Origin of the sequence: Streptomyces sp. NPDC050759 (assembly GCF_044456945.1) — a bacterium.
Lineage (GTDB): Bacteria > Actinomycetota > Actinomycetes > Streptomycetales > Streptomycetaceae > Streptomyces.
In genome coordinates, this window is the sequence record NZ_JBITGI010000013.1 from 36,591 (window position 1) to 48,219 (window position 11,629).

The 11,629-nt window shown below is 68.5% G+C and carries 6 protein-coding genes; all 6 read right to left on the minus strand.

Going from position 1 to position 11,629, the window contains the following annotated elements; all coding sequences use genetic code 11:
• Positions 1–61: 61 nt before the first annotated feature.
• The gene (locus ACIBJB_RS32205; protein ID WP_398935801.1) at positions 62–2,044 is read right to left on the minus strand and encodes an alpha-L-fucosidase; all 1,983 of its coding nucleotides are present in this window, start codon (positions 2,042–2,044) and stop codon (positions 62–64) included.
• 70 nt (positions 2,045–2,114) lie between these two features.
• The gene (locus ACIBJB_RS32210; protein ID WP_398935803.1) at positions 2,115–4,523 is read right to left on the minus strand and encodes a ricin-type beta-trefoil lectin domain protein; all 2,409 of its coding nucleotides are present in this window, start codon (positions 4,521–4,523) and stop codon (positions 2,115–2,117) included.
• Positions 4,524–4,578: 55 nt separating this feature from the next.
• Complete coding sequence (locus ACIBJB_RS32215) at positions 4,579–6,411, minus strand: RICIN domain-containing protein (RefSeq protein WP_398935805.1); 1,833 nt, start codon at positions 6,409–6,411, stop codon at positions 4,579–4,581.
• Positions 6,412–6,434: 23 nt separating this feature from the next.
• Positions 6,435–7,895 carry an arabinofuranosidase catalytic domain-containing protein gene (locus ACIBJB_RS32220; RefSeq protein WP_398936207.1) on the minus strand — a complete coding sequence of 487 codons (1,461 nt, stop codon included), beginning with the start codon at positions 7,893–7,895 and terminating at the stop codon, positions 6,435–6,437.
• 96 nt (positions 7,896–7,991) lie between these two features.
• On the minus strand, positions 7,992–9,626 hold the full coding sequence (locus ACIBJB_RS32225) for a glycoside hydrolase family 27 protein (protein WP_398936209.1): 1,635 nt from the start codon (positions 9,624–9,626) through the stop codon (positions 7,992–7,994).
• A 118-nt stretch (positions 9,627–9,744) separates the two neighbouring features.
• Entirely contained in the window at positions 9,745–11,187 is a 1,443-nt protein-coding gene (locus ACIBJB_RS32230) for an arabinofuranosidase catalytic domain-containing protein (protein ID WP_398936210.1), read from the minus strand.
• Between the last annotated feature and the right edge of the window lie 442 nt (positions 11,188–11,629).

Genomic DNA, 11,629 nt, shown 5'->3' on the forward strand with positions numbered 1-11,629 from the left:
TTACGTTCCATGCTCTCCTTCTTCCGTCGTCGAGTCCTTGTGTCCTACGGGGAGCGCCGGTTCACACGGCGGTGATGGTCCACGCGTTGTTGGTGCTGGAGTTCGGCGTCCACAGCACCGTGGTGGAGCCGGCCGTGGTGCTACCGCTGCCGTCAAGAGCGGTGCCGGTGCCCCGGTTGACGATCTGATAGCGGTTGTTGCCGAGGCTGGTCAGCGACCACTGCTGGTTGTTGCCACCGTTCCACGCCTCCTGGCGGGCGGGAGCGCCGTTGGCGGCGTTGCCCCAGCTGTCGGCGGCCATGCCGTTGGTGCGGTTGATGATGCGGTAGTAGCCGTTGCCGAGGTCGATCAGCTGCCACTGCAGGTTGGTGCTGCCGTCGTAGTTCCACTGCTTGAGATTGGAGCCGGAGGCGACGTTGCCCCCGCTGTCGAGCACCAGTCCACTGGTCACGTTGGCGATCCTGACCCAGGTCGTGGAGCCGCCCGGCGCGCCCAGGACGGGGATCTCACCGGAGAAGGTGAACTTGACCGTGTACGCCAGGGCGCTGAACGGCGCGTTGGACGAGGGCATGGTGAGGTGCAGGCCGGACGCGTCCTGGGTCGGTGCGGGCAGGTTGATGTACGTGCCGGCGGTGTTGTCGAGCAGTTGGGCGCCTGTCAGGCTGCCGAGGTTGATCTGGTTGGAGTTCAGCGTCGTGATCGTCATGGTGCCGCCCTGCCAGCCCAGGGCGGTGGCGTAGAGAACCTTGTTGTCCCGGCTGCGGGTGAACCGGATGTCCTGCGGTTTGCCGGCCACCGGCCCGCTGAACGAGCCTCCGCCCATCTTGGTGGGGCCCTCGCCGTAGCTGGACCAGGCTCGGGTGGAGTAGACCGCCTCTCCGAAGCGGCCGAGCCAGTCGCCCATCGCGAGCAGGATGGACTGCTGCCCGGAGGGGATGGTGCCGTCGGCCATCGGGGCGATGTTGAGCAGCATGCTGCCGCCCTTGCTGACCCGGTCGATCAGCGAGTGCAGCAGTGCCTGCGTCGAGTAGTAGCCGATGCCCACCGTGTAGCACCAGCTGGAGGAGGAGATGCTGTCGTCGGTCAGCCAGTACGGGGTGAGCAGACCCGCCGGTCCGCCGCGCTCGAAGTCGAAGACCTCACCCTTGTTGTTGAGGCCGTCCTTGTAGGTGGCGACCACGTCCTTGTTCCACGCGACGGCCTGGTTGTAGTAGTGCGCGAGGAACTGGAGCCGGTAGGACTCCTGCACCAGGTGCAGGTTGAAGTCCTGCCAGACCAGGTCCGGTTGGTAGCCGTCGATGACCTCGATCAACTTGTCGTACCAGAGCTTGTTCTCCGCGGCCGAGCCCTGCTGGCCGTAGAGGATGCGCAGGTTCGCGTCGGACTGGGACGGTACGTTGTCGTAGAAGCCGGTGAAGTGGTAGGCGTGGTGCAGGGATGCCATGAACTTCAGGCCCTGTCCGCGGATCGACTGCGACTGCAGTCCCACGAGGTCGAGTCTGGGACCGTGCTGGACCGAGTTCCACGGGTTGGAGCGGCTGTTCCACATGGAGAAGCCGTCGTGGTGCTCGGCGACCGGGCCGGCGAATTTGGCGCCCGCGGCCTTGAACAGCCGGGCCCAGGCGTCCGGGTCCCACTTGCCGCCCTGGGAGACGAGTTTGGGGGCGAACTGGACGAAGTTGCCGGCCTTGTCGCGGGCACCGTCGATGAAGTTGTTGTACGGCCACGCCGAGGGGTCGCCGTAGGTGGCCTTGTGGTGGTTGTTCTCGGCCGAGCCGCCGATGTACATGTTGCGCGGATACCACTCGTTGCCGAACGCGGGAACGCTGAAGACGCCCCAGTGGTAGTAGATGCCGAACTTGGCGTCCTGGAACCAGGCCGGGGCCGGGGGGTGCTGGTCCACGGAGGACCAGCTCGCGGTGTAGCTTCCGGGACCGTCGGTCGCGGCGGCCTCGGGGGCGAACCGCAGCAGGCCGTAGGCCGCCGCCGCGCCGGCCGCCGCAAGCAGTCGGCGCCGGCTGAGCGGCAGGGAGGAGGAGGACATGTGGGGGCCTCTCAGGGGGAAATGACGGACGTCGTGCCTTCGGTCGCTGATGGTCAGCCGGGCACCCGGATCAGTCGCGCGTCCACTTCTGGTTGCTGCTGCCGTTGCAGGTCCACAGCTGCAGCAGGGTGCCGTTGGCCGTTCCGGCGCCGGTGGCGTCCAGGCACAGACCGGACTGGTCGCCGGTGATCGTGCCGTCGGCGTGGATCGTCCACTTCTGGTTGCCGCCGCCGGTGCAGTCCCAGATGTCCACCTTCGTGCCGGGGCTGGTGCCCTGGCCCGCGGCGTCCAGGCAGTCGCTGCCGTAGACCCGCAGCTCACCGGCGGAGGTGTTCGTCCACTGCTGGTTGCTGCCGCCGTTGCAGTCCCACAGCGCCACCTGGGTACCGGACGTGTGCGACTGGTTCGGTACGTCCACGCACCGGCCGGAGCCGACTCCGACGATCGCGCCGGTCGTGCCGCCGTCGTTCCCGCCGCTGCCAGGCGTGATGGACAGGTTGTCGAACTGTGCCGTCTCGCCCTGGCTGGTCCCGTAGCCGATCTGCCCGGCGGCCCAGGTGCGGTCGCTCACGGAACCGACCGTGGCGCCGTCGATGACGGCGGTGATCGTGGTGCCGGAGAAGGTGAGCGCCAGGCTGTGCCACCGGTTGGCGCCGAGCGCCACGGTCGTGCCGCGGGCCAGGGTGGAGACGGTGCCATTGGTGTTCGAGTTCAGGATCGACCAGGCCCCGGTGTCGCTCACCCGCAGGCGGTAGGCGTTCTGTCCGCCGGTGCGGTCGTAGTCGTGCCCGCCGGCACGGCCGAGCAACTCGGCGTATCCGGCCTGTTCGAGCAGCACGTCGGACGAGACGGTGTAGTTGCCCCAGCTCACGTCACCGAGCAGGGCATGCGGATCGGTCAGCGCGTCCCAGGTGATCGGCTTCTGCGGGCTCATCTGGCGTACGCATTTTCCGCTGCGGCCGCCGCCGCAGCCCACCGCCTCGAAGGCGCCCTGCCAGTCCATGAGGTACTTCGCCTCGTTGCCGGTGGCGTAGCCGTCGAAGGAGTCGCTGTACGGCAGCTTCAGCGCGCTCCGGGCGGGACCGGTGGCGGTGCCCTTGCCCTGCCCGGTCGTGGTGGTCAGGGTATACAGGTGGCCGGGCTGGACGGTCAGGCCGAAACCGCCGCCGGACGGAGTGATGTCCGTGGTGTGCACGAAGTGGTCGGCCGGGTCGGCGGAACCGACGTCCGTGGACCAGACGTGGACAGTTCCGGCGGACAGTCCCCCGGTGACGTTGAAGTTCAGCGTCTGCGCGCTGCCGGCGTCCACGGTCTCGATGACCGTGGAGTAGTCGGAGTTGTTCGGGGACTTGAGCGAGACGTAGCTTCCGCCTGCGCGGTTGCCGCCGATGTAGCCGCTGGACGCGTCGAGGTAGCGCCATCCCGGGCTGGTGAACTGGCTGGTGTGCGCCATCACCCAGGTGTTCTTGCCGATCGCGTACGCGCCGGACCACGGCTGCGAGGCCAGAGCCAGGCCCATGGTGGGGTACGGCAGGTTGGGGGTGAGCGCGGCGACCACGGGCCAGTTGAGGTACGCGGTCATGCGTCCGTCGATGTATCCGCGGTTGATACCGCGGGCCACGGCCTGCGCTCCCCCGTTGTAGTCGTCCGAGCCGTTCTCGCTCGCCCACAACGGCTTGCCGGACGACATGGCGGCCGCCGGCACCGTGCAGGTGGACTGGGAGGACCGATAGCCGCAGGGATAGTGCGTGCCGATGGCGCTCACCGCGGAGGCGAACGACGGGTTGGAGTTGACGTCGTTCGCCACGGACCAGTCCGAGTCGGCCGCGACGATCTTGACGCTGCCGTAGCCGTTGCTGTTGAGCGCGCCCCGCAGCTGCTGGTACCAGGAGACGTTGTAGCCTCGCTCGTTCCATCCGCCGAGGTAGTCGATGCTCAGCCCGTGCTGCTTGGCGCAGCCCAGCCACGAGACCAGGTAGTTGACCATGTCGGTGGACCAGAAGTTCCCGTTGCCGATCCAGCCCGGGGCGCCCCAGGCGAGCCCGTACAGCTTGATGTTCGGGTTGCGGGCCTTGGCCTGCTCCATCAGCCACCATTCGTAGCCCCGGTCGCAGTTCAGGTCGGAGCGGGTGTGCTGGTGGCTGGGTTCGGCTCCCGAGGTGGAGTTGGTGTCCCCGCCGATCTCGGCCTTGAGCATCTGCAGGGAGGCGCCGTAGCCGGGCCGGAAGAGGTAGTCGAGGACCTGGCCGCGCTGGGGCTCGGGATAGTCGATCAGGAGTCTGCTGTTGCCGCCTCCCCCGCTGATCGCGCCGACGCCGTCGAAGGTCCGTCCGCCCGAGGCGCCGTTGAGGGTGATGGAGGTGGCGGCCCGGGCCGGAGCGGCGGCTGTGCCCACGACGCCGCCGGCGGCCAGGACGAGGCCCGCGAGTACGGCCGTCGGGACGCGCAGGCGCCGTAACAGCCGTGCGATTGCTGACACGGTGGTTCCTTTCGCAGGTGGGGGGTGTCCACGGCCGGTGTGGTCGGCGGACGGTTCAGCGGACGAAGAAGTCCTGGTTGGTGCCGGGTGCGTTCTTGCACTGCCACTGGTCCAGTTGCTGGCCCGCGGTGCTCCCGGCGCCGTAGACGTCCAGGCACAGGCCGCTGTAGCGGTTCTGGAAGGCGTAGGAGCCGTCGGACTGCCGCACCGGCAGCCAGAGGCTGTTGGCCGTCGTGGCGGCGAGCTGTTGGACGATGTTCGGGGTGCCCGCCGTCGTGGAACCGCCGGCGACCGCCACGTCCTGGCCGGAGCTCTGGGCGCGCAGTTCGCCGTAGCCGCCCGAGGCCGGTACGAACTGGAACTGCTGGTTGCTCTGCCCGTTGCAGGTCCACTGGTCGATCGCGGCGCCCGCGCCGCTGGAGTTGCCGTACACGTCCAGGCACAAGTTGTCGTGGGCGACGACGAGTTGGTGGTAACCGGTCGGGAAGCCCTCGCCGCCGGAGGAGGCCGGGGTGAGATAGACGGCGAACGCGTCGTGCGTCCCCTGGAACGTCAAGGGCACGGTGATCGAGCCGCCCGAGGCGCTCAGGTTCAGGTCGTAGACGGTCAGTGGCGCACCGAGCGGTGCCTGGTCCGGGATGCGGTGCACGGTGACGTGCACGCTGCCGGCGTTCGTCAGCCAGGGCACGGACGACAGCCCGTTGAAGGTCACGGACGCGGTGCCGGAGTTGCCGTTGGCGTCGCCGATGATGGCCACCGCGCGCTTGTTGGTGGGGTCCTCGGAGGCCGAGATCGCGGTCGAGCCGACCTGGCCGGAGGTGTCGACGAGGGTTCCGGTCATGTCGGCGTAGTCGCGCAGCGCCCACCAGTTGCCCGTCGGCTGCCAGGTGCCCCCGCTCTGGGTGAGGACTCCCGTCAGGTTGGGGGTGACGCAGCAGACCCAGTTGCCGCGCATCGCGTTGGTGTACCCGGACTGCGCGAACCGCGCCAGGTACCAGGCCGTCACCCCGGCGGTCTGCCGGTCGGCGGGCTGGTACTCGTTCGCGGACAGCGGCAGCGGGCCGATGCCCGCCGTGGTCAGGGCACTGTTGAGGGACTGGGAGACGGTGACCGGGTCGTCGACGTCACCCTCGTCGTGGTTGGTGATCATGTCCGGGACCGTCCCGGCCGCCTTCACGTGCGCCAGCCAGGTCCGCCATTCCCCCGGGTTGCTCTGCGGTGTGAAGGCGAGCGACGGCCCGACGATCTGCGCCGAGGGGGCGATGCGCCGGATCTCCCGGTAGGCGGTGTCCCACATCTGGAAGTACTGGGCGCTGTTCACGCCCCGGGTCCAGAAGGCGGAGATGTCCGGCTCGTTCCAGATGTCGTAGGCGAAATTCAGCCCCGATGCCTGCAGTGCTCCCACCGTGGAGTCGATGAAGCCGATCCAGTTGGAGCAGTCGCCGTTGTCGCACGGATACCTCGTGTTGGACGGCTGCCCGCCATTGGCGCCGTAGATGTCGCTGACCAGTACCTGGTACTGCGCGTGATACGGCGGCTGGGTGAGCCGTTTCGCCTGCGCGACGATCGAGTCGAGGTCGGCCCGAGTGGCCGATCCGTACTGGTAGTTGTCCCGGATCCAGCCGCCGGAGAACCATCCCCCGCCGCGGAACGCATTGATCCCCAGCGGCTTGATGAACTGGTCGGCCGGCTGGCTGCCGTCCTGCGTGAAACCGTAGAGGAATCCCTCACCCACACCGGTCGACGGGCCTCGCGTCGACGCCAGGTTCACGCTCAGCATCTCGCCGGAGACAGCCCGGCTCTCCGCCGTCGCCGACAGCTGCAGCACGAACGCCAGGACGATGCCGACGGCCAGTACCAGACGGCCGGGTCTCGCTCTCGTCCTCATTCGGTCCTCCTGCGTTCCCGGGGTCAACTCAGTGACCACTGCTGGTTGGATCCGCCGTTGCAGGTCCACAATTCGACGGGGGTGCCGTTGGCGGTGGCGGCGCCGGTCACGTCCAGGCACAGGCCGGACTGGGCGCTGGTGACGGTGCCGTTGGCATTGACGTTCCACTGCTGGTTCGTCTGGCCGTTGCAGGCCCAGGTGATGACCTTGGTGCCGGGGCTGGCGCCCCGGTTGGAGGCGTCCAGGCACAGCCGGCTGCTGCCGGAGTACACGGCGAGCTCGCGGGAGTCGGTCCGGGACCAGGTCTGGTTCGCCGCTCCGGTGCAGTCCCGGATCTGCGTCTGCGTACCCGGCGTCGTGGAGGCGCCCGGCACCTCCAGGCACTTGCCCGCGCCCACCGCGTGCAGCGCGGTCGACGTACCGCCGCCCCCCGCGCCGTAACCGGCCGCGGTGATGCTGGCCTGCACGGCGTTCTCGGTGGCGTCGGAAGGGTAGCCCGCCGTCATCGCGCCCTCGAAGAACTCGCCCACGCCGTTGGGGCTGTTGTCGCCCCCGGTGCCGAGCAGGACCGAGCTGTCGACCTTCATCGGTGAGTAACCGTTCGGCAGGGGGCCGGAGAAGGTGGTGGTCAGGCCGTCGCCCGCGCCGTTGCCGTATTTGAGAGTGAAGTTGCTGGTGCCGTTGTTCTTCAGCCACGCGCTGACGAACGGGTAGTGCACACCGGGGTTGTTCGGGTCCTTGTTGGATCCGGTGTTGGTGTGGAACATGCCGTTCTCCAGGTCGGCCTCGACCCACGGGCCGCTGCCCGTGCAGCCACCGAACCAGCAGGCGGTGCCCCAGTAGATGGCGTTCATGGTGGCGTTGCCGGTATCGGTGTGGGAGTTCTCACCGCTGCCGTAGTCGAAGCAGCACCACTGGCTCGTGTAGTTCGACGAGGTCACCATGTAGATGCCTTCGGGCTGGGCTCCGGTGGGCACTCCCTTCGCGTGGTCGAGCCGGTAGCCGACACCGGGGGTGACCTTGACGCCGAAGACCTGGTGGCCGGCCGCGGTCACCGGAAGGGCCATGGCGTCCGCGCCGACGTCGGACCCGTCCGGCCCCGGCCCCTTCCAGTAACCGCCCCAGGAGATCGGCATGTCGTTGTGCTGGGCGGTCTGGTCGTAGATCTTCGTGATCGTGCACGACGTGCCCGAGCAGAACGACACCTGGGACGCGCCGTCCGCGTACCCGCCCGCACCGAGCAGCCCGATGTCGCGGTAGCTGTGGTCGGAGGCCCGCTGAATCTGGTAAAGCGGCCCGTTGTACGACGCGAAAAGCGCCCTGGTCGTGGAGTGCGCCGTCACGCACGGCGTACCGCCCGCGGCGTACAGGTCGCACGGGAGCGACACGTCCGCCACACGCTGGGCCGCCGGATGGACGACGGATGATGCATCGGCCCTGGTGGATGTGGCGAACGCCGGTGCGCCGAACGCGATCAGGACCATCGCCAGGGCGGACAGGAGCACGGCTTTGCCTCGCCTGCGTCGGCGATCATCGGCTGGTTCGAGCACGGAGACCTCCTCCGGGGTTCGAATGCGGAGTCATCCCAACGTCCACCGCTGGCTGCTGCCGCCGTCGCAGGTCTGCAGTTCGGCGAGGGTGCCGTCGGCGGTGGCCCCTCCGGCGACGCCCAGGCACAGGCCCGACTGGACGCCGGTGATGGTGCCGTTGGCGTTCAGCGTCCACTGCTGATTGCTCTGGCCGTTGCACGACCAGATCTCCACCTTCGTCCCTGGCGTGGTCCGGTTGTTGTAGGCGTCCAGGCACATCTGGCTGCTGCCGGCGTAGACGGTGAACTGGTTGGACGCGGAGTGCGTCCATGTCTGGTTGGCGCCGCCGTTGCAGCTCCAGATCTCCACCTGGGTGCCGGCGGTCGTGGTCGAGTCGGGTACGTCCAGGCACTTGCCCGCGCCCACCGCGTGCACCGCCCCGGTCACGCTGGTGCCGCCGCCGCTGGTGCCGCCCGCGACCCGGTACATCACCGTGCCGTGCGCCGGCACCGCGGCGCTGATCGTGCCCGAGGTGGTGGAGGACGCTCCCGACCACAGGTCGGTCAGGGTGTAGGGGGACGCCCCGGTCTTGCCGATCGCGGCCGCGGTGGTCGAGATGGTCGCTGTCGAGCCCGTCTCGTTGAACAGCGCCACCGACACGTCCCCGTTGGCCAAAGGCTTGGCCAACACGTCCCGGCCTCCCGCGGAGGAGACCATGGTGCCCTGCTTGCCGAGGGGGTCCTGGTCGACCGCGATCACCCGGGAGTTGGTCAGCGTGGAGAGGGTCTCCGCACTGGCCGAGGGGATGTTGGTGCCCGCGATCAGCGGCGCGGCCATCTCGGCCCACAGGCTGAACTCGCTGCGGCTCTCGGTGGCCGTCATCGAGCCGTTGCCGACCTCCAGCATGTCCGGGTCGTTCCAGTGGCCGGGGCCCGCGTAGGAGGCAAGGCCCACGTTGCTGTGGAAAATCGACAGCATGCTGGCGAAGTTGGCGCTGATGTCCCCGGTGGTGCGCCAGCTGTTGCCCACGCCCGCGCCCCAGGTCCACACGTTGTCCTGGCCCCAGTTGCACAGGCTGTACAGGATCGGCCGGCCGGTGGCCGCCAAGGCGTCCCGCATCGTGGTGTACCGGCTCTGCGCGGACACCCCGTTGTTGTTGCAGTTGTCGTACTTCAGGTAGTCCACGCCCCACGACGCGAACGACTGGGCGTCGGTGCTCTCGTGCCCCAGGCTGCCCGGATACCCGGCGCAGGTGGCGGTTCCCGCGTCCTCGTAGATCCCCAGCTTCAGTCCCAGGGAGTGCACGTAGTCGGCGGTGCCCTTGATGCCGTCGGGGAACTTGGCGGGGTCCGGCACCAGGCGGCCGCCGGAATCGCGGTTGTGGGTCATCCAGCAGTCGTCGATGTTGACGTAGGAGTAGCCCGCCGCCTGCATGCCGTTGGTGTGCATCGCCTGCGCGGTGGACTTGATCAGCGATTCGGAGACGTTGCAGCCGTAGGCGTTCCAGTCGTTGAAGCCCATCTGCGGGGTCAGCGCCAGCCCGTTGCCCAGCGCGGCGGCGGGCTGCGCCGTACCGACTGAGACGAGCGGGACGCCCACGCAGAACAGCGCGACCGAGAAGGCGGACGCCAGCATTCCGCGCGGGGACGGTCGCGGGAACGGCGGCAAGAGGTGTCCGACTCTCATAGTGATCATGCGCATGTCATTCACTCCTGGGTCGGGACAGCACTAGGCGGTGAGGCAGATCTCACGGCGGCCCTCCGGGCGTCCCGGAGGGCCGCCGCCTCCCGCGTGACAGAAGGTCTCAGCGGTATCCGGCAGCCGTGACGTTGGCCTGGACCGCGTTGTCGGTCGCGTCGGAGGGGTAGCCGGCGACGATGGCCCCCTCGTAGAAGGTGCCGGCGCTCAGGTTGGCACCGCCACCGGGCTTGCAGCAGTCACCGCCGCTGCCCAGAACGATGGCGCCCTGCTTCTTCATCGGGCTGTATCCGCCGGGCAGCGCGCCGTCCCACAGAGTCGTCAGGCTGCCGGACTGCGCATTGCCTCCCTTGAGGGCGAACCTCGACGTCCCGTTGTTCTTCAGCATCGCGGTGACGAACTTGACGGGGAAGGCCCGCTGACCGGTGTTCCAGGACTGGCTGCCCCCGGAGTACAGGCCCCATTCGAGATCGGCCTGGACCCAGGGACCGCTTCCCGAGCAACCGCCGAACCAGCACTCGGTGCCGAAGTTGATCGCGTCCATCGCCCCGGCCGCGTCAGCCTTCCGCGTCGTCTCGCTGTTGCCGTAGTCGAAGCAGCAGCCGCTGTTGACGTGGGTGCCGCTGGTCACCATGTACGCCCCTTCGGGCGCGTTGCCGGTCGGAACGCCCGTCAGATGGCCGTCCCGCCAGTAGCTGTTGCCCGGATTGATGTACAGCGAGTACGCCTTGGTGCCCCCGGCGGTCAGCGACTCGGAGGTCGCCTTGGCGGGACTGCTCTGACTCGATCCCGGAACCTGGGCCGATCCCTGGTACCACAGGTCGTTGCCGCGCCCGGACTGGTCGTAGACGACCGTGATCACACAGGAGGTGCCCCCGCAGAACGAGTCCTGCGCCGCCGCGTCGGCGAAACCTCCGGCCGCCCGTACGCCGATGTTCCTGGTCGCGTTGTCCGAGGCGCGCCTGACCTGGTACAGGCTGCCGCTGTACGACCCGTAGAGCGCCCGCACGGTGCTGTGCGCGGCCACGCACGGCGTACCGCCAGCGGAGTAGATGTCGCACGGGCCGGACCCGCCGGGCCCCGGCGGAGGTGTCGACGTGGTCCACTTCTGGTTGCTCTGGCCGTTGCAGGTCCACAGGATGACCGCGGTGCCGTTGGCCGTGCCCGCCCCGTTGACGTCCAGGCACAGGCCGGACTGGACACCGGTGACGGACCCGTCGGCGTTCTGCCGCCACGCCTGGTTCGGCTGCCCGTTGCACGTCCAGATGATCACCGGAGTACCCGGCGCCGTCCGGTTGTCGTAGGCGTCCACGCATCGGGTGCCGCTCATCGTCCTCAGCTCGCCCGCCGAGGTGAACTCGAAGGCCTGGTTCGGCTGGTTGTCGCAGTCCTGGATGTCCAGCGCGGTTCCCGACGTGTCGACGTTGCCCTTGACGTCCAGACATCGCCCCGACGCCGAACTCACCAAGGGCGCCGGCGTCGCTGCCGGGGCGGGCGCGGGTGCGGACCAGGTCTGCGAAGTCGCCAGCATCATGACCAGCAGCGCCAGCACGCCTGTGGCGGCGAACGCCGGTAAGCGTCGTCTGCGAGCCGTAGGACTCCGGCGGGAAAGGGGTGAAGGCCGCATTCTGTTCCTCGGGAAATGTGGGGAAAGGTGACAGATGGTGCTGTGCCTGGTCGAACGATGTGTTCGTGGACCGTCGCCGCCACCGGCATGACTGCGGGATCCGGACGCCTCATGGCGGCGTGGGCGCTCAAAAGCACTCACAGGAACCACTCAGACATCCCATGTCCTAGTGATTCCACAGGTCCTTCACCGAGTCAATACACACGGGACTCCCAATCGAACCCTGATCCATCCCATGTATTGCGCCTGGTCAGAACGTTCTGAGGGCATGCCGGAGCCCGCGTCCGGCGAGGGCCGCCGCGCCGGACGCGGGTGTTCGTTCCGGTCACCCCGAAGCGATCCGGGGGCGGGAGCGCGCGCTGCA

What these genes read in the sequence shown, in the direction of transcription:
- ACIBJB_RS32205 (WP_398935801.1), bottom strand. Translation starts at nt 2,044, where the DNA reads ATGTCCTCCTCCTCCCTGCCGCTCAGCCGGCGCCGACTGCTTGCGGCG.
- ACIBJB_RS32215 (WP_398935805.1), bottom strand. Translation starts at nt 6,411, where the DNA reads ATGAGGACGAGAGCGAGACCCGGCCGTCTGGTACTGGCCGTCGGCATC.
- ACIBJB_RS32220 (WP_398936207.1), bottom strand. Translation starts at nt 7,895, where the DNA reads ATGGTCCTGATCGCGTTCGGCGCACCGGCGTTCGCCACATCCACCAGG.
- ACIBJB_RS32225 (WP_398936209.1), bottom strand. Translation starts at nt 9,626, where the DNA reads ATGAGAGTCGGACACCTCTTGCCGCCGTTCCCGCGACCGTCCCCGCGC.